At 68.4% G+C, this 17,867-nt stretch carries 13 protein-coding genes, 2 tRNA genes, 1 rRNA gene and 1 other annotated feature (1 of these 17 cut by a window edge); of the genes, 11 read left to right on the forward strand and 5 right to left on the reverse strand.

Translation table 11 applies throughout. The features are described from left to right. Positions 1 to 277: 277 nt before the first annotated feature. From MCBG_RS26410 to MCBG_RS26420, 3 genes are all read left to right on the forward strand, one after another. Positions 278 to 1,114, forward strand: a complete 837-nt coding sequence (locus MCBG_RS26410) for a protein phosphatase 2C domain-containing protein (RefSeq protein ID WP_198033319.1) — start codon at positions 278 to 280, stop codon at positions 1,112 to 1,114. 8 nt (positions 1,115 to 1,122) lie between these two features. Continuing rightward, positions 1,123 to 2,154, forward strand: coding sequence for a protein kinase family protein (locus MCBG_RS31325; RefSeq protein WP_051611401.1), 1,032 nt, complete (start codon positions 1,123 to 1,125; stop codon positions 2,152 to 2,154). A 96-nt stretch (positions 2,155 to 2,250) separates the two neighbouring features. Continuing rightward, on the forward strand, positions 2,251 to 2,952 hold the full coding sequence (locus MCBG_RS26420) for a Crp/Fnr family transcriptional regulator (RefSeq protein WP_198033320.1): 702 nt from the start codon (positions 2,251 to 2,253) through the stop codon (positions 2,950 to 2,952). On the opposite strand, the gene MCBG_RS26425 is transcribed toward MCBG_RS26420, so the two are convergent. The 3 genes from MCBG_RS26425 to MCBG_RS26435 all read right to left on the reverse strand — a co-directional run bounded on the left by MCBG_RS26425 (position 2,937) and on the right by MCBG_RS26435 (position 6,078). Further along, the gene (locus MCBG_RS26425) at positions 2,937 to 4,454 is read right to left on the reverse strand and encodes a YML083C domain-containing protein (RefSeq protein WP_140946180.1); all 1,518 of its coding nucleotides are present in this window, start codon (positions 4,452 to 4,454) and stop codon (positions 2,937 to 2,939) included. The genes MCBG_RS26420 and MCBG_RS26425 overlap by 16 nt on opposite strands. 211 nt (positions 4,455 to 4,665) lie before the next feature. Continuing rightward, positions 4,666 to 5,169, reverse strand: coding sequence for a Pycsar system effector family protein (locus MCBG_RS26430; protein ID WP_043328956.1), 504 nt, complete (start codon positions 5,167 to 5,169; stop codon positions 4,666 to 4,668). Between the two features lie 835 nt (positions 5,170 to 6,004). After that, positions 6,005 to 6,078: transfer RNA gene (locus MCBG_RS26435), tRNA-Gly, on the reverse strand. 265 nt (positions 6,079 to 6,343) lie between these two features. Between MCBG_RS26435 and MCBG_RS26440 the strand changes: the two genes are divergently transcribed. The 5 genes from MCBG_RS26440 (at position 6,344) to clpX (ending at position 10,926) form a co-directional block, all read left to right on the forward strand. After that, a tRNA-Pro gene (locus MCBG_RS26440) sits at positions 6,344 to 6,417 on the forward strand. A gap of 149 nt (positions 6,418 to 6,566) precedes the next feature. Next, positions 6,567 to 7,913, forward strand: a complete 1,347-nt coding sequence (gene tig / locus MCBG_RS26445; RefSeq protein ID WP_043328957.1) for a trigger factor — start codon at positions 6,567 to 6,569, stop codon at positions 7,911 to 7,913. A 175-nt stretch (positions 7,914 to 8,088) separates the two neighbouring features. Next, on the forward strand, positions 8,089 to 8,730 hold the full coding sequence (locus MCBG_RS26450) for an ATP-dependent Clp protease proteolytic subunit (protein ID WP_018786886.1): 642 nt from the start codon (positions 8,089 to 8,091) through the stop codon (positions 8,728 to 8,730). A gap of 14 nt (positions 8,731 to 8,744) precedes the next feature. Next, the gene (locus tag MCBG_RS26455) at positions 8,745 to 9,407 is read left to right on the forward strand and encodes an ATP-dependent Clp protease proteolytic subunit (protein ID WP_013288034.1); all 663 of its coding nucleotides are present in this window, start codon (positions 8,745 to 8,747) and stop codon (positions 9,405 to 9,407) included. Between the two features lie 226 nt (positions 9,408 to 9,633). Further along, complete coding sequence (clpX, locus tag MCBG_RS26460) at positions 9,634 to 10,926, forward strand: ATP-dependent Clp protease ATP-binding subunit ClpX (protein WP_018786885.1); 1,293 nt, start codon at positions 9,634 to 9,636, stop codon at positions 10,924 to 10,926. 23 nt (positions 10,927 to 10,949) lie between these two features. On the opposite strand, the gene MCBG_RS26465 is transcribed toward clpX, so the two are convergent. After that, positions 10,950 to 11,573 (reverse strand): helix-turn-helix domain-containing protein, encoded by a 624-nt coding sequence (locus MCBG_RS26465; RefSeq protein WP_043331011.1) that lies wholly within the window; start codon positions 11,571 to 11,573, stop codon positions 10,950 to 10,952. 41 nt (positions 11,574 to 11,614) lie between these two features. Here MCBG_RS26465 and MCBG_RS26470 point away from each other — a divergent pair, with 41 nt between their 5' ends. Both MCBG_RS26470 and MCBG_RS26475 read left to right on the forward strand, forming a co-directional pair. Continuing rightward, complete coding sequence (locus MCBG_RS26470) at positions 11,615 to 12,448, forward strand: EamA family transporter (protein ID WP_043328958.1); 834 nt, start codon at positions 11,615 to 11,617, stop codon at positions 12,446 to 12,448. Between the two features lie 39 nt (positions 12,449 to 12,487). Then, on the forward strand, positions 12,488 to 13,285 hold the full coding sequence (locus MCBG_RS26475; protein ID WP_043328959.1) for a carbon-nitrogen hydrolase family protein: 798 nt from the start codon (positions 12,488 to 12,490) through the stop codon (positions 13,283 to 13,285). Between the two features lie 6 nt (positions 13,286 to 13,291). On the opposite strand, the gene MCBG_RS26480 is transcribed toward MCBG_RS26475, so the two are convergent. After that, positions 13,292 to 13,513 (reverse strand): hypothetical protein, encoded by a 222-nt coding sequence (locus MCBG_RS26480; protein ID WP_013288029.1) that lies wholly within the window; start codon positions 13,511 to 13,513, stop codon positions 13,292 to 13,294. Between the two features lie 652 nt (positions 13,514 to 14,165). Between MCBG_RS26480 and MCBG_RS26485 the strand changes: the two genes are divergently transcribed. Next, positions 14,166 to 15,681, forward strand: a 16S ribosomal RNA gene (locus MCBG_RS26485). Between the two features lie 379 nt (positions 15,682 to 16,060). After that, positions 16,061 to 17,867, forward strand: a sequence feature (mutual gap in cmsearch alignment for this rRNA model is longer than 100) (it continues 1,253 nt past the right edge of the window).

A 17,867-nucleotide genomic window follows, 5' to 3' on the forward strand; every position in this document is an offset into this window, starting at 1 on the left:
GGAGCGGGGGCCGGGACGTGACGGCGGGCGACCGGAGCCGTCCCCGGATGCGGACACCCCCGGGCAGCCGCGCGGTGGCGCGCATCCGGTCGACCGGTCCCCGCCCGCCCGGGGCGCCGCCCGTCCGCCGGCCACCGACCAGCGGCCGCCGAGGGGGGCGCCGCCGCGGCCGGAGTTGTACGAGGCGGGTGGCTCCCCAGCCGGGCTGGCACGCCCGACCCGCCAGCCGGCCGACCGGGCCGGCGGGCGACCGGGCCGGTCGCCGCAGTGGCTGCCCGTGGTGCTCGGGACGCCGACGGCGGACTTCGAACCCCGCCCCGCCGAGGACCAGACGTACCGGCCGGACACCGTAACCGACGGTTGGTCCACCCGGGACTTCACCGTGCGCGCCGCCTCCGTACGCGGCTACCTGCACCGCCACCGAGGTACGCCGCGCCAGGACGATTTCGCCGTGGTGGTTCACCCGCCCACCGGCGCGGTCGTGTTCGCCGTCGCCGACGGGGTCTCCGCGGCCCGGCACTCGCACCTCGGCGCCGCGCTGGTGTGTCGGGCGGCGGTCCGGGAGATCCTCGCTGACCTCGCCGCCGGTCACCCGGTGGACTGGCAGAACGTGGTGCAGCAGGCGGCCTGGCAACTGGTGGAGCAGACCCGGACCTTGCTCGGCCTGGGCGAGGCGGATCCGGCCGCCGCCGAGGAGGCGATGGCGAGCACCCTGGTCGCCGGGATGGTTCTGCCGGACGGTCCTACCGTGTCGCTCATCCAGGTCGGTGACACCGGCGCCTGGGTGTTGCGCGACGGCGCGTACCGCAGCCTCCTCGACGGCAAGCTGCACACCGGTGACCCGGTCGTCTCGTCCGCGGTGACCGCTCTGCCGCGGACGCCTCGGGTCAGCCCGCGTAGGGGACCCCTGGGGCGCGACGAGGTGCTGCTGATCGGCACCGACGGCTTCGGTGACGCGCTGGGCGACGGCGCCGGCCAGGTGGGACGTTACTTCGCCGGTCGGCTGGCGAGGCCGCAGCCACCGGTCCAGTTCGCCTACCACCTTGACTTTTCCCGGGAGACGTACGACGACGACCGGACCCTGCTGGCGATCTGGCCGCGGACGAAAGCCTGAGGAGATCGATGGACGATGCGCTCGCGCCACAGTTCGACGTTCGTTCGCTCGGTGCGCTGACCCAGCTGGGCAAGGGCGGTCAGGGCTGCGTGTACGCCATTGACGGACTCCGGATCAACAAGGAGTGGCCGGTTGTCTACAAGGAGTACGACCCAGTCGTCTGCTCACGGCTCGACGTCGCGCAATTGAGGCGGATGGTCTCGTTCGTGCCGACGTTGGATCCGGCCACCGGTCGCTGGCTGTGCGAGCAGAGCGCCTGGCCCGCGGCGTTGGTCACCTCCGGGCCGGTGGTCCGCGGGCTGCTCATGCGCCGTATCCCGGCGGATTTCGAGATCGGCCTGCCCGCAGGCGGAGGGACAGTGCGCCGACCTGCCGGTTTCCAGTTCCTGTTGAACTCCGACTCCTACCTGGCCCGGATGGCCATCCCGGTGGACGACCGGGGCCGGCTGCTGCTGCTGGCAGACCTGGCGCGGTCGCTGTCCCGACTGCACCGCCTCGGGGTGGTGGTCGGTGACCTGTCTCCGAACAACCTGCTCTTCTGCCTGGGTAACCGGCCGCGCTGCTTCTTCATCGACTGCGACGCCATGCGACTCGCGGGGGGTTCCGTGCTACCGCAGACGGAGACTCCGGACTGGGAGGTGCCATTGCCCGGTGGGGAGCCCCTTGCTACACCGGCCACCGACGCGTACAAGTTCGGTCTGCTCGCCGTGCGGCTCTTCGCCCGCGACCAGAGCAGCCGGGATCCGTCCGTACTCGCTGCGGTTTCCGACGATCTCGCCGACTTCGCCGAGGCGAGTATGTCCGTCATTCCCGCCCGACGCCCAGCCCCGCAGGACTGGATCACCGCGTTGACCTCCGCCGCGGCTGGCGACCGTCTCGACGGCCGCCCGGTGCCGGTGGGTGTAGGTGTCGGATCGGACCCCGACGACGGGTCCACCATAGTTCCTGCGGCAAGCGGGTCGGGCAACATCGGCCGTACGCTCGTGCTGCTGGTGATGCTGGGCATCCTGATCGTCTACCTGGTAAATAGGTTTGGCTGACGATCCGCTCCGTTCGGTCCGTGCCGACCGGGAACCGCCGCCCTACGATGACCCTGTCGGGTGCCGGGCTCCACAGTCGACAGGGAGGCGACGGGCATGGATCTGGGGCACCACCACCGGGTGCCGTTCTGGCATGCCCTGGCGGAGGAGCAGCGGGCGGGACTTCGGGCGCTCGGGTCGCTGTGCCGCTACCCGCCGGAGGCCGTGCTGGTGCACGAGCGTGACGATAGCGACTTCGTCATCGTGCTGCTGGAGGGCTGCGTCAAGGTCTCCGCGAACACCCAGCGGGGTTACCAGGCGGTGCTGGCCCTGCGCGACGGCGGTGACCTGGTCGGCGAACTGGCTGGCTTCGACGGAGGTGGTCGGTCCGCGACCCTGACCGCGATGACCCCGGTGGAGGCGCTGGTCATTCCCGCGGACCGGTTCCGGGTGTTCCTCAAGGGCTTCCCGCAGGCCGCCGAGATCGTGCAGCGCACCGTCTCCGTCAGGTTGCGCGAGGCCGACCGTCAACGGGCCGCCGCCGGGGCCGAGTCGGTCCCACAGCGCCTCGCCGAGCTGCTGCTGGACCTCGGGCGCCGCTACGGGGTGCCGGACGACAACGGCGGGCTGCTCGTCGAGCTGCCGCTGTCGCAGGCGGATCTGGCCGGTCTGGTGCTCAGCTCACAGCGCACGGTCGGCCGGACGCTGGAGCACTGGCGCGACGAGGGCTGGGTGGTGACCGGCCGGCGCAGTGTGCTGATCACCGCCGCCGGACGGGCGGCGCTCGCCGCCGCACCACACGGTCAGATGTCCCGGTAGGACAGCACGGGGTGACCGGACTGCCGGGCGAACGGATTCCACAACGCTACGAAGCGCTGCTTGGCGGCCGTGGCGGCCCGGGACTCCCGGTCACCGGTCCGCCGGTCGGTACCGCGCATCGCCGACGACCCACATCCGTGGCGGGCCACCGCGCTGGCCCAGCGCGCATAGGCGTCGTCCGCCGCTGCCGAATGGCGCAGCGCCGAGACGAGATTCGCGTGCAGCTCCGCACCGCGCGGTAGTTGGTCGGTCTCGATCGCGGTGACCCGGCTGAGGACCTCCCGCCGGCCGGCCCCGGCCTGCCGGAAGTCGGCGGCTGCGCCGGTCGGGTCGAGGCACCGGGTGACCTTCTCCACCGCCGGGGCGATCGTGCGGCGGTCCTGCTTCGAGCGGGCGAGGATCTCGGCCAGGACAGCCGCCTGGTCCCTCGCGGCTGTTGAGGACTGCCGCGGGCCATCGCCCGGCCTGGTCGACCGCTCATCGGCAGCCGGGCCGGAGTGCGGATCATCGACGCAGGACGAGATCCGCGTCACGCCGCAGAGGAGGAGCAGCACGGCCAGCGCGACCTTGCCCGCCGTACCTGCCCCCCGCAGCGACCGGGTGACCGGGCGGGTGGCGGTGGGCGGGCGCGTCGGTGCGGGTCGACCGGGCGGCCGGGTGGCCCGGCTAGGCGGCGGCCCGGCTGCCGTCGGCGCGGCATCCGGGACGGCAGGGTCGGGTCCCGGTGGGACGGTGGCCGGGCTGATCCGTGGTTGGGCCCGCGCGGCCTCGACCGCCCGCTGCAACGGCCCGATCCACTCTGCCAGGCCGGGGCGGCTGGTCGGTGCCCGGTCCAACCCGCGGTCGACGAGTTCTTGGACGTCGGCGCCGGCCCGCTGCGCCGCCGCCGCGTCACGCGTCGACTGGTCGCCGGCGAGCAGCCGTACGCAGAGCAGCGTGAACTTGTACGCGTCGCTGGCTGGCGTGCCTAGTTCCTCACCCTGGCCGCCCGGTACCTCCCAGTCGGTGGTCTCGATCTGCGGAAGCGCCGAGGCGCCGTCCAGCCGCATCGCATCGCAGTCGAGAAAGAAGCAGTGGGGCACTACCTCCCGGCTGAAGAGCAGGTTGTTGGGGGAGAGATCGCCGACCGCCAGGCCGAGGCGGTGGAAGTCAGCCATGGCCCGAGCCGTGTCCAGCAGAAACCCGAGTCGGAACACGTCGTCGATGGCGAGGTCGCGGGCGGCCAGGTAGTCGTCGGTGTTCAGCAGCAACTGAACCTGGGCGAGCTTCTGCACGTACCTGGTGGTGAGCCGTAGCGGCGTGTCGAACATCGGCGGCACCTGACGCATCAGGAAGCCGGCGAGCCGCCCGCCGCGTTCCACCACCGCCACCGGCCACGCCGTGCGCTCATGGAGCAGACGCGCATCGGCCTCGGCCAGCCGTCCCGGCAACTCCACCAGCCTCTCCAGCACCGGGCGGTCGACCCGGCCCAGGGTTGTCCGGTCGTACTCCTTGTACGCCACCGGCCATCGGTCGTCGAGTAGCCGGTTCGGGACTGCGTGCACGGTGCCCTGGCCGCCGGAGCCGAGCACGGTCAGTGGGCCGAGCGACTCGACGGTGACGGGACCCAGGTCAGCGCTGGAAATTGGACGCTCCTCCCGCTATGGGTTTGCCGCCCTCCGTCCTACCGGCCGGATTCGCCCGGGAACAGGACATCTGGCGACCTGCTGCCGGTCACCCAGTGAATGGCCCGGCCAGGCTCGCCAGCGCGACCACCAGGATCGCGCCGGAGGCGCAGCGGATTCCCCAGCTCAGATGGCGGTACTTGCGCCGGCCGACGATGCTGTTGGCCCACACCTGGCTGCCGACCTCGCGCCGGAGCGCATCCGGATCCCGGAGCAGCGCGACGAACTCGGCGACGAATTCCGACTCCCTCGTCTCGAACCGTTCCCCGATGTGACCGAAGTGCAGCAGGGACCGTTGCTGGCCGGTGATCGTGGTTCGGGGCGCCACGGCCAGCACCGTGGCGACGAGGCTGGCGGCCAGCAGGCCCAGCGCGAGGAGCAGCAGCATGGTCGCGACCGGTTGTCGCTCGAATGCCTCCCGCCCCTGCACGCGTAGGGCGATCAGGCCGATCAGCGCGCCGTCCAGGGTCAGCACTAGGCTGGCCTTGGTATCGGCGTGCCGGAGCCACTCGTTGACGTTCTGCAACACCTTCCACGGCTCCTCGTGCTCCACCGGCCCAGGCTATCGATCATCCTCAGTGGCCGGTAGGATGCGCGGCACGCTGTCGCATTGCCTACCGATGCTTGACTCCGCGCGGCACCGGAAACCCTGGTGCGGTCGCCGCCGCGCAGCCGCCACCATGTGTTGATGATCGACGTACGTGGCCAGGCCCGGTAGGTGCCGCCGATGGTGGCCGAGGCGAGCGGCGGGGACCAGGGCGACCTGCGGTGCCTCCTGGTCGCGCTGTCTGCCGTGCACGCGGACGACGACGTCGGTGCCGCCCGGGCGACGTTGCGGCTGCTGGCGGGTACGCCTCGGCTACTGATCCGGCTCGACGAGCGCGTACGGCACTCTGCTGCACCCGCTGCTCGGTCACCCGGAGGCCCGGCTATGCGTGGCGGCGGCGGTCTGTGCTTTGGCCCGACTCGACGCCGTTCCGATGCTCCGCGATCCGGCCGCCAGTGTGGTCCGGGAGGCGGCCACCGCGCTGCCCCCCGGATCAACGGGCGCTTCCGCCGAGCTGCCCGAGGAACTGCTCGCCGACGAGCGGGTGGCCCCGGCTACCGGCTGCTCGGCACCCGGCTGCGGGCGGCGCTGCTGCTGGTCGGGGACCCGGAACCACGGCTCGCCGAGCGGGCCTCGGTCGACCTGACCGGGTTCGCGCGGGCCACCGTGGACCGGTGCAGCTAGGCATCGCCGGAACTGACCGGGCCACAGCGGGCGGAGCTGCTCCGGCTGCCCGCAGTGGCCGAGCCAGCCTCGGCACCCGGGCTGCCGGGCGGCTGGCTGCGGCGAGCTGACGCGGCGCGCCAGCCACGCCCGCGTAGCGGACCGGCCGTCCGTGAAGTGGAGCGGGCGACGGGAATCGAACCCGCACCGTCAGTTTGGAAGACTGAAGCTCTGCCATTGAGCTACGCCCGCGAGCGCCCCACCACAGCAGGGCGCGCCGACAGCGTACCCAATCCGGGTTGGCGCCGCGAAGCGCATACCCCGCGCTCGCCCCGGACCGTCAAGATCCACACCACCTCGGCGAGGTGGCGCCTTCCCGGGCCCTCGGACCCAGCCACTTCCCCGAACTGGCGGCCCAGCGGCGGCGCGGCGGCGGCCCGGCGGCGGCCCGCCGACCGCCGCGCCGCGCCCCGGTCACCCGCGCGGGGGACCGGACGGCATACACTCTTCGTCGCCACGGGGTGTGGCGCAGCTTGGTAGCGCACTCGCTTTGGGAGCGAGGGGCCGTGGGTTCAAATCCCGCCACCCCGACTGTCGTTCGCGACCGGATCGTCCCGGGAACCGCCGGTTTTTTCCGCGCGGTGCCCGGGCCCTGCCGATGCCGTCGGCCGGCTCGCCTACACTCGATGCGCGCAATCACGCCCCAGAATCAACACCCAGATCCGTCAAGGAGTACGCCTGTGAAGAGCACCGTCGAGACTCTGAGCCCGACGCGCGTGCGGCTCGCCATCGAGGTGCCGTTCGTCGAGCTCGAGCCGAGCCTCAAGAAGGCGTACCGGGAGATCGGCCAGCAGGTCCAGGTTCCCGGCTTCCGCCGGGGCAAGGTTCCCAGCGCGGTGATCGACCAGCGGGTGGGCCGGGGGACCGTCCTCAACGAGGCGATCCAGGAGGCCATCCCGCAGAACATCCTCGCCGCGGTCCGGGAGCACGACCTGAAGACGCTGGGCCGTCCCGAGGTCGACATCACGGAGTTCAACGACGGCGACTCGCTCAACTTCACCGCCGAGGTGGACGTCCGGCCGGAGATCACCCTGCCGGACCCGGCCACCATCGAGGTGACCGTCGACGAGATCGAGATCGCCGACAGCGAGATCGACGAGCAGATCAACAGCCTGCGCGAGCGCTTCGCCACGCTGAAGACCGTCGAGCGGGCCGCCCAGGAGGGCGACTTCGTGCAGATCGACCTGAACGCCACGGTCGACGGCGAGGAGGTCCCGGGCGGTTCGGCGAGCAACATCTCGCACGAGGTGGGCAGCAAGCAGCTCCTGCCGGGTCTGGACGAGGCGCTGGTCGGCCTGGCCGCCGGCGACAGCACCACCTTCACCACGCAGCTCGTCGGTGGCGACTACGCCGGCCGCGACGCCGACGTGGCGGTGACCGTCCGCACGGTCAAGGAGAAGGAGCTCCCCGAGCTCAACGACGACTTCGCGCAGATGGCCAGCGAGTTCGACACCATCGACGAGCTGCGCGGCGACCTGCGGGAGCGGATCACCCGGGGCAAGCAGGTCGAGCAGATCTACGCCGCCCGCGACAAGGCCCTGGAGCAGATGGTGGCCGCCGCCGAGGTGCCGGCGCCCGAGGGCGTCGTCAAGGAGGAGGTCGAGAGCCGCAAGGCCGCGATGGTCGACCAGCTCGAGCGCATCGGCGCCTCCCTGGAGGAGTACCTCGCGGCGGAGGAGAAGACCGAGGAGCAGATCGACGCCGAGCTGACCGAGGCGGCGACCGACGGCGTCAAGATCCAGCTCCTGCTGGACACGCTGGCCGACGCCGAGGACGTGCAGGTCTCCGACGACGAGTTCGGTCACGAGATCGTGCACCGGGCGCAGCGCGCCGGCATGGCCCCGCAGCAGTACTACGACCAGCTGGTCCGCTCCGGCGCCGCCGCGGCCGTCTTCGGCGACGTCCGCCGGGGCAAGGCGCTCGCCGCGGTGATGGAGAAGATCAAGATCAAGGACTCGGCGGGCAACGAGGTCTCCCTCGACGCGCTGCGGGCCCAGAACGAGGCCGAGCACGACCACCAGCACTGACCGTCGGGGGTGTCGGCCGCCGTCCCGCGCTGTGCGCCGGGAGGCGGCCGAAACCCTTTCCGGGGTACGCCGTGCGGGTGACTGCGCTGAGAGCGAACAGTGCCCCGACCGGGAGTACGCCTCCCGGCTGAGCGGTTAGTGTCGGGTAGGACGGTACGGAGAGCGAAGGGCTGCCATGACCGACATGCACATCCCCAAGAAGTCGCTCCGGGTGAACGAGGCCCGCGGTGGCGACTCCATTGGCAACCTCGACGACTCGGTCTACAACCGGTTGCTCAAGGAACGGATCATCTTCCTGGGCAGCGAGGTGAACGACCAGGTGGCCAACCGCATCTGCGCGCAGCTCCTGCTGCTCGCCGCGGAGGACCCGGACCGCGACATCTTCCTCTGGATCAACTCGCCGGGTGGCTCGGTCTACTCCGGCATGGCGATCTACGACACCATGCAGTACATCGACAACGACGTCTCGACAGTGGCGATGGGCATGGCGGCCTCGATGGGCCAGCTGCTGCTCTGCGCCGGCACCAAGGGCAAGCGCTACGCCCTGCCGCACGCGCGGATCATGATGCACCAGCCGTCGGGTGGCCTCGGCGGCACCGCGTCGGACATCGCGATCCAGGCCGAGCAGATGCTCTACACCAAGCGGATGTTCCAGGAGCGGGTCGCGTTCCACACCGGCCAGTCCCAGGAGCAGATCGAGGCCGACTCGGACCGCGACCGTTGGTTCACCGCCCAGGAGGCCATGGACTACGGCTTCATCGACAAGGTGATCATCGGAGCCGCGCAGGTTCCGGATGGCGCCGGGACCCTGAGCTGAGCGAGGAGCTGACGATGACCGACCTGAGCCTGCCGCCCCAGTTCGCGGCCGTGCACAACCGCTACGTCCTGCCGTCGTTCGTCGAGCGCACGTCGTACGGGATGAAGGAGTCCAACCCGTACAACAAGCTCTTCGAGGACCGGATCATCTTCCTCGGCGTGCAGGTGGACGACGCGTCGGCCAACGACGTGATGGCCCAGCTGCTGACGCTGGAGGGCACCGACCCGGACCGCGACATCATCATGTACATCAACTCGCCCGGTGGCTCCTTCACCGCCATGACGGCGATCTACGACACCATGCAGTACGTCCGCCCGGACATCCAGACCGTCTGCCTCGGGCAGGCGGCGAGCGCGGCGGCGGTGCTGCTCTCCGCGGGCACCCCGGGTAAGCGGATGGCGCTGCCCAACTCCCGGATCATCATCCACCAGCCGGCCACCGAGGGCGGCTACGGCCAGGGCTCGGACATCGAGATCCAGGCGCGGGAGATCCTGCGGATGCGGACGCAGCTGGAGGACATGCTGTCCCGGCACTGCAACCGCCCGATCGAGCAGGTCCGCAAGGACATCGACCGTGACAAGATCATGACGGCCGAGGAGTCCAAGGAGTACGGGCTGGTCGACACGATCCTGACCAGCCGCAAGAAGGGTCTGCTGGCGTCGCACGCCGCGGGCTGAGCCACGTGTGGTCGGAGGTCGGCCGGGGTATCGTTCCCGGTCGACCTCTGACACACCGGTTTTGGGGGTCGGAGAAAACCCGGCCACCGGGTAACGTCGGGTCTGTACCGCTCCGCCGGTCGGATCGGTGGAGCCGACAGCATGGTGGAACGACAGGACGGACGGGCGCTCCGGCGCTCGCAGGTCAGGGCCGGCGTTCCGGCCGATGAGTGCAGGGAGAACGTAGGTGGCACGGATCGGTGACGGCGGCGACCTACTGAAATGCTCGTTCTGCGGCAAGTCGCAGAAGCAGGTCAAGAAGCTCATCGCGGGCCCTGGCGTCTACATCTGCGACGAGTGCATCGATCTCTGCAACGAGATCATCGAAGAGGAGCTGGCCGAGTCCGGCGAGGTGAAGTGGGAAGAGCTTCCCAAGCCGATGGAGATCTGCCAGTTCCTCGACAACTACGTGGTGGGTCAGGAGCAGGCCAAGAAGGCGCTCGCCGTCGCGGTCTACAACCACTACAAGCGGATCCAGGCCGAGGCCGCCGGCGCCCCGGGCTCCGGCACCGACGGCGTGGAGCTGGCCAAGTCCAACATCCTGCTGCTCGGCCCGACCGGCTGCGGCAAGACCCACCTGGCGCAGACGCTCGCCCGGATGCTCAACGTCCCGTTCGCCATCGCGGACGCCACAGCGCTCACCGAGGCGGGCTACGTCGGCGAGGACGTCGAGAACATCCTGCTGAAGCTGATCCAGGCCGCCGACTACGACATCAAGCGCGCCGAGACGGGCATCATCTACATCGACGAGGTCGACAAGATCGCCCGCAAGTCGGAGAACCCCTCGATCACCCGTGACGTCTCCGGCGAGGGCGTGCAGCAGGCGCTGCTGAAGATGCTCGAAGGCACTGTCGCCAACGTGCCGCCGCAGGGCGGGCGCAAGCACCCGCACCAGGAGTTCATCCAGATCGACACCACCAACGTGCTGTTCATCTGCGGTGGCGCGTTCGCCGGGCTCGACCAGATCATCGAGGCCCGCACCGGCTCCGGCGGCACCGGCTTCGGCGCCCGGCTCCGGTCGGTGTCCGAGCGGTCGACCGACGACATCTTCAGCCAGGTCATGCCGGAGGACATGCTGAAGTTCGGGCTGATCCCCGAGTTCATCGGCCGGCTTCCGGTGATCACCAACGTGCGCAGCCTCGACCGCACCGCGCTGGTGCGGATCCTGACCGAGCCGCGCAACGCGCTGGTCCGGCAGTACCAGCGCCTGTTCGAGCTGGACGGCGTCGAGCTGGAGTTCGAGCAGCCCGCGCTGGAGGCCATCGCCGATCAGGCCATGCTCCGCGGCACCGGCGCCCGCGGCCTGCGGGCGATCATGGAAGAGGTGCTCCTCTCCGTGATGTACGAGGTGCCGAGCAACCCCGACGCGGCCCGGGTGCTGATCACCCGCGAGGTCGTGCTGGAGAACGTCAACCCGACGATCGTGCCCCGCGAGTTCACCGGCCGGCGCCGGCGGGACCGCGAGGAGAAGTCGGCCTGACCGCCGTCGCGACCGCGCCCGGGTCAGCTCGGGCGCGGTCCGCGTGAACGGGTCCGCCGGTCCCACTCGCCCGACGGGGTGACCACCACCATCATCAGGCGCACCGGCTCGTCGCCGGCCGTCCGGTAGCCGTGCTCCCGGTCGGCGTGGAACTGGACCGTCTCGCCGGCGCGTACCTCGTGGTCGACGCCGTCGACGGTGACTGTCGCGGCGCCGTCGAGCACGTGCAGGATCTCCCGGGTGCCGTGGGCGTGGTCGGGGGAGCGCAACGTCTCTCCGGGTTCCATCCGCCAGTCCCACAGCTCGACCAGGTCGGGTTCGCCGAGCCCACTGAGCAGACGCGCCAGGCCGCCGTGCGGGCCGCGCCACAGCACCGGCGCGTCATCGGCAGCGCTGACCCGTACCGTGCTCTCCTCGGCCGGCTCCAGCAGCCGGGCGATGCTGACGCCGAACGCGTCGGCGACCCGGCAGAGCGTGCCGATGCTCGGGTTGGTGCGGGCACCCTCGATCTGCACGAGCATGCCCTTGCTGACGCCGGACCGGCCGGCCAGTTCCTCGAAGGACCAGCCGCGGGCGGCTCGCAACTCACGTACCTGCCGGGCGACCGCTGAGGTCACCGCGCCGACCCGTCCGCTTGCGTCGGTCATCACACTGTCCTTCACGGTCACTATTATGGTACGACTGCGATGTGCTCCCCATTGTCCTCGCCGCCGTCTCGGCGCTCGCCTTCGGCACGGCCGACTTCTCCGGCGGCAAGGCGTCCCGATGGGCCGACCCCATCGCTGTCACCGTCGTGTCGCAGATGCTCAGCCTTCCGCTGCTGGTCGTGCTCGTACTCGTCGTGCCCGGCACCCCGAGCGCCCTCGACCTGGGCTGGGGGCTGCTGGCCGGGGTGGCGGGCGCGGGCGGCGTCATGCTGCTCTACCGCGCGCTGGCCACCGGCGTCATGGCCGTCGTCGCGCCGGTCACCGCGATCACGGCGGCGATCGTGCCGATCGTCGCCGGCCTGGTCCTCGCCCATTCCCCGGGTGCGGTGGCGCTGGGCGGCGCCGGGCTCGCCGTGGTCGCGATCGCGCTGGTCAGCCTGGGGGAGCGCGGCGCCGCACGCCGCGTCTCCGGCCGCGTCCTGGCCATGGCACTCGCCGCGGGACTGCTCTTCGGCGTCTTCTTCGCGCTGCTCGGCCAGGCGGACGAGAGCGCTGGCATGTGGCCGGTTCTGGCGGTACGCGTCAGCTCCGTCGCGTTCGGCCTCGCGCTCGCCGCGCGTACCGGCACTCGCCTGCGCCTCGGGCGGCGTGTGCTCGGCTGGGCCGCGGCCGCCGGCCTGCTCGACTCGGCAGCGAACGCGCTCTTCCTCGCCGCCGCCGGACGCGGCCACCTGAGCGTGGTGGCCGCCGTCGCCTCGCTCTACCCGGCGAGCACCGTCCTGCTCGCGCTCGCCGTCGACCGGGAACGGCTCCGGCCGGTGCAACTGGCCGGACTCGGGTTCGCCGCCGCCGCGCTCGTGCTGTCCAGCGTCTGAGCCCTGTCGCGCGCCCGCCTGCGCCCGTACCCTCGGGTCATGCGCGTCGCCGTCTGCCAGCTCAACGCCCGCGACGACCGGGCGGCGAACCTCGCCGCCGCCGAGGCCCTGCTGGTCAGGGCCGCGGCGGCCGGCGCCGACCTCGCCCTCCTTCCGGAGTACGTCGACTACCTCGGCCCCGACGACCGGATGCCCCCGGCGGAGCCGGTCGACGGCGAGGTGGGGCGGTTCTTCGCGGCGGTCGCCCGGCGGCTCGGCATGTGGGTGATCGCCGGCTCGTTCCACGAGGCCGGGCCGGACCCCGCGCACACCTGGAACACCTCGCTGGTCTTCGACCGCGAGGGCGCGCTCGCCGCCACCTACCGCAAGATCCATCTGTACGACGTGGAGATCCCCGGCCGCGTCTCCTACCGGGAGTCGGCAACCGTCGCGCCCGGGGAGAAGCCGGTGGTGGTCGACGTCGAGGGCCTGCGGGTGGGCCTGTCCATCTGTTACGACCTGCGGTTCCCCGAGTTGTACCGGCAGCTCGCGACCGACGGCGGCGCCGAACTGCTCGTCGTGCCGGCCGCGTTCATGATGCACACCGGGCGGGACCACTGGGAGGTGCTGCTGCGGGCCCGGGCGATCGAGAACCAGTGCTTCGTGGCGGCGGCGGGCCAGACCGGTGATCACGACCCGGGCCGGACGTGCTTCGGCCGGAGCATGGTGGTGGACCCGTGGGGGACAGTGCTGAGCCAGGTCGCCGATGGTCCGGGACTGGCGGTCACCGAGATCGACCTGGAGCGGCTGCGGACGATCCGCGCCGAGCTGCCCAGCCTGGCCAACCGCCGGCTCTGACCGCGGTCAGCCTCCGAACAGCAGGCCCAGGGCGGCGATTCCGGCGATCGCCGCCGCAGTGACCAGCAGGGCGGTGGTCATCCGGGAGGGGCCGCGCCGGGCCAGGCGTCTGATCGACAGCACCAGTACGGCGAGCACGACGGCCCCGATCACCAACTGCCAGAACGGCAGCAGGAGGCCGAGCAGAGCGTCCTCGGCGACGGCCGGGACCGGGGACGGGTCATCCATGCCGACCACTCTGGCACGGGGCCGCCGCCGGGGGATCCCTTCCGCGGGTGCTTTCCGGCGGGTATCGGCTGCGCGCGCTCCGCTCGGGCAATGACGATCATTGATTTGCCTTCCACGGCCGGTCCGCGTAACTTTCTCTCTGCACGCGGGAGGCCGGGGCAAACCGGCCGAGAGCGGGCGCCAGGCTGGTGGCGGCGACGCCGAGCCAGACTGAGATTCGGGCGGTGCTCAACACTCCGGGACACGGAGTTGCGAAGGCGAAGCCGACCGGGTAGAGTTCGAAAGTCGGCAGGGAGCCGGGCGGGTGGTCGCGAAAGCGACGCCGGCCGGTCCGCCGAAACCCATGAGAGCCACGAATGCCGGAAACGGCGAGCGTCAGCGTGGGTCTGGTCGAGCCAAGTTGATCACCTCGGACACGAGGTTGACGACGAACGTGAGACCGAGTAGGTTGGAGAGGTTGCCCCAAACGGGGGCTCCGCAGCGCGGGGTTTCTGGTTGGTGTGTGGTTGTTCTTTGAGAACTCAACAGGGTGCTTGTAAAGCCAGTGCCAATTGTTTTATACCCCGGACTGGTGGCTGTTCTTTGGAATGGTTGCTGGTTGGGATTCCTTTGGCAACACTTTTGTTGCCAGGATGCTGTTCGACAAAGATTTTTGTTGGAGAGTTTGATCCTGGCTCAGGACGAACGCTGGCGGCGTGCTTAACACATGCAAGTCGAGCGGAAAGGCCCTTCGGGGTACTCGAGCGGCGAACGGGTGAGTAACACGTGAGCAACCTGCCCCAGGCTTTGGGATAACCCCGGGAAACCGGGGCTAATACCGAATATGACCTCCGATCGCATGGTCGGTGGTGGAAAGTTTTTCGGCTTGGGATGGGCTCGCGGCCTATCAGCTTGTTGGTGGGGTGATGGCCTACCAAGGCGACGACGGGTAGCCGGCCTGAGAGGGCGACCGGCCACACTGGGACTGAGACACGGCCCAGACTCCTACGGGAGGCAGCAGTGGGGAATATTGCACACTGAAAAAGAAGCCTGATGCAGCGACGCCGCGTGAGGGATGACGGCCTTCGGGTTGTAAACCTCTTTCAGCAGGGACGAAGCGTAAGTGACGGTACCTGCAGAAGAAGCGCCGGCCAACTACGTGCCAGCAGCCGCGGTAAGACGTAGGGCGCGAGCGTTGTCCGGATTTATTGGGCGTAAAGAGCTCGTAGGCGGCTTGTCGCGTCGACCGTGAAAACCTGGGGCTCAACCCCAGGCCTGCGGTCGATACGGGCAGGCTAGAGTTCGGTAGGGGAGACTGGAATTCCTGTTGTAGCGGTGAAATGCGCAGATATCAGGAGGAACACCGGTGGCGAAGGCGGGTCTCTGGGCCGATACTGACGCTGAGGAGCGAAAGCGTGGGGAGCGAACAGGTTTAGATACCCTGGTAGTCCACGCTGTAAACGTTGGGCGCTAGGTGTGGGGGGCCTCTCCGGTTCCCTGTGCCGCAGCTAACGCATTAAGCGCCCCGCCTGGGGAGTACGGCCGCAAGGCTAAAACTCAAAGGAATTGACGGGGGCCCGCACAAGCGGCGGAGCATGCGGATTAATTCGATGCAACGCGAAGAACCTTACCTGGGTTTGACATGGCCGCAAAACTGTCAGAGATGGCAGGTCCTTCGGGGGCGGTCACAGGTGGTGCATGGCTGTCGTCAGCTCGTGTCGTGAGATGTTGGGTTAAGTCCCGCAACGAGCGCAACCCTCGTTCGATGTTGTCAGCGCGTTATGGCGGGGACTCATCGAAGACTGCCGGGGTCAACTCGGAGGAAGGTGGGGATGACGTCAAGTCATCATGCCCCTTATGTCCAGGGCTTCACGCATGCTACAATGGCCGGTACAATGGGCTGCGATACCGTGAGGTGGAGCGAATCCCAAAAAGCCGGTCTCAGTTCGGATCGGGGTCTGCAACTCGACCCCGTGAAGTCGGAGTCGCTAGTAATCGCAGATCAGCAACGCTGCGGTGAATACGTTCCCGGGCCTTGTACACACCGCCCGTCACGTCACGAAAGTCGGCAACACCCGAAGCCGGTGGCCCAACCCTTGTGGAGGGAGCCGTCGAAGGTGGGGCTGGCGATTGGGACGAAGTCGTAACAAGGTAGCCGTACCGGAAGGTGCGGCTGGATCACCTCCTTTCTAAGGAGCACCATCCACCGAAAGGTGGCATGGAGCCCGCGGCCCGCGAATGTCGGGTCGGGGTGCTCAGATGGCGGAGACACTGGCAAGTCGGTCGCCGGCAACGGCTGCGGATTCTCTAGTACAGCTGCTCTTCGGGGTGGTGGGAACGAGTTCCTGGTGCGGCTGGTGAGGAGCGTAAGCACCCTGTTGGGTCCTGAAGGAACAACCCGAGGTGGTTGTTGTTTCAGAGCCTTGAGGCAGACCGATTGAGTCTGTCGGGCGCCAGGCGCGGCCTGGTCTCGCATACCGCCGGCGGTTGCCGGGTTGTTGGTGTGGGGCTGTGGGTTGTGGGTTGGTTGTTTGTTGAGAATTGCACAGTGGACGCGAGCATCTTTGTGGTCAAGTTGTCAAGGGCGAACGGTGGATGCCTTGGCACCAGGAGCCGATGAAGGACGTGGGAGGCCGCGATAGGCCTGGGGGAGCTGTCAACCAAGCTGTGATCCCAGGGTGTCCGAATGGGGAAACCCGGCATCAGTCATGTGATGTCACCCGCACCTGAACACATAGGGTGTGTGGGGGGAACGCGGGGAAGTGAAACATCTCAGTACCCGTAGGAAGAGAAAACAATTTAGTGATTCCGTGAGTAGTGGCGAGCGAAAGCGGATTGAGGCTAAACCGGCTGCGTGTGATACCTGTCAGGGGTTGCGTGGTCGGGGTTGTGGGACCCTGCTGAGCAAGCTGACACTTGTTCGAGAAGTTACAAAGCCAGTGGTTAGTCGAACAGTCTGGAATGGCTGACCGTAGACGGTGATAGTCCGGTAGGTGAAAGTTGCTGGTCTTCTGTGGGTGTTCCCGAGTAGCGGCGGACTCCTGAAATCTGCCGTGAATCTGCCAGGACCACCTGGTAAGCCTAAATACTTCCTGGTGACCGATAGCGGACGAGTACCGTGAGGGAATGGTGAAAAGTACCCCGGGAGGGGAGTGAAATAGTACCTGAAACCGTTCGCCTACAATCCGTCGGAGCCTTGCGGGGTGACGGCGTGCCTTTTGAAGAATGAGCCTGCGAGTTAGTGGCATGTGGCGAGGTTAACCCGTGTGGGGGAGCCGTAGCGAAAGCGAGTCTGAATAGGGCGTTTTTAGTCGCATGCTCTAGACCCGAAGCGGAGTGATCTAGCCATGGGCAGGCTGAAGCGCGGGTAAGACCGCGTGGAGGGCCGAACCCACCAACGTTGAAAAGTTGGGGGATGACCTGTGGTTAGGGGTGAAAGGCCAATCAAACTCCGTGATAGCTGGTTCTCCCCGAAATGCATTTAGGTGCAGCGTCGCGTGTTTCTTGCCGGAGGTAGAGCACTGGATGGTCTAGGGGGCCCACAAGCTTACCGAAATCAGCCAAACTCCGAATGCCGGTAAGTGAGAGCGCGGCAGTGAGACTGCGGGGGATAAGCTTCGTAGTCGAGAGGGAAACAGCCCAGATCACCAGCTAAGGCCCCTAAGCGTGTGCTAAGTGGAAAAGGATGTGGGGTCGCATAGACAACCAGGAGGTTGGCTTAGAAGCAGCCACCCTTTAAAGAGTGCGTAATAGCTCACTGGTCAAGTGGTTCCGCGCCGACAATGTAGCGGGGCTCAAGCACACCGCCGAAGCTGTGGCATTCACATTTTAACTTCGCCTGGCCTTGATGCCAGGTGCAGGTGTGTGGATGGGTAGGGGAGCGTCGTGCCGGGGGTGAAGCAGCGGGGTGACCCAGTTGTGGACGCGGCACGAGTGAGAATGCAGGCATGAGTAGCGAAAGAAGGGTGAGAAACCCTTCCGCCGGATGACCAAGGGTTCCAGGGCCAGGCTAATCCGCCCTGGGTGAGTCGGGACCTAAGGCGAGGCCGAGAGGCGTAGTCGATGGACAACGGGTTGATATTCCCGTACCCGCGAAAGAGCGACCCTGACGAACCTCGTTGTGCTAACCACCCAAACCGGCCAAGACCTTCGGGTTGAGGTTGGGGAGCGTGGGAACCTGGCGGGTAGTAGTCAAGCGATGGGGTGACGCAGGAAGGTAGCTGAGCCCGGCCGGTGGTTGTGCCGGGGTAAGCGTGTAGGCCGGTGTGTAGGCAAATCCGCACACCATGGGGCTGAGACGTGATGCCGAGCCGATTCAGGTGAAGTCAGTGATCCTATGCTGCCGAGAAAAGCCTCTAGCGAGTTCTTAGCGGCC

The sequence above is a fragment of the Micromonospora sp. M42 genome, assembly GCF_000568915.1.
Taxonomy (GTDB): Bacteria; Actinomycetota; Actinomycetes; order Mycobacteriales; family Micromonosporaceae; genus Micromonospora; species Micromonospora chalcea.

Bases quoted from the DNA above. Each gene is read 5' to 3' on its own strand.
- MCBG_RS31325 (WP_051611401.1), top strand. From the start codon at position 1,123: ATGGACGATGCGCTCGCGCCACAGTTCGACGTTCGTTCGCTCGGTGCG.
- MCBG_RS26420 (WP_198033320.1), top strand. From the start codon at position 2,251: ATGGATCTGGGGCACCACCACCGGGTGCCGTTCTGGCATGCCCTGGCG.
- MCBG_RS26450 (WP_018786886.1), top strand. From the start codon at position 8,089: ATGACCGACATGCACATCCCCAAGAAGTCGCTCCGGGTGAACGAGGCC.
- MCBG_RS26455 (WP_013288034.1), top strand. From the start codon at position 8,745: ATGACCGACCTGAGCCTGCCGCCCCAGTTCGCGGCCGTGCACAACCGC.
- MCBG_RS26465 (WP_043331011.1), bottom strand. From the start codon at position 11,573: ATGACCGACGCAAGCGGACGGGTCGGCGCGGTGACCTCAGCGGTCGCC.
- MCBG_RS26475 (WP_043328959.1), top strand. From the start codon at position 12,488: ATGCGCGTCGCCGTCTGCCAGCTCAACGCCCGCGACGACCGGGCGGCG.
- MCBG_RS26480 (WP_013288029.1), bottom strand. From the start codon at position 13,513: ATGGATGACCCGTCCCCGGTCCCGGCCGTCGCCGAGGACGCTCTGCTC.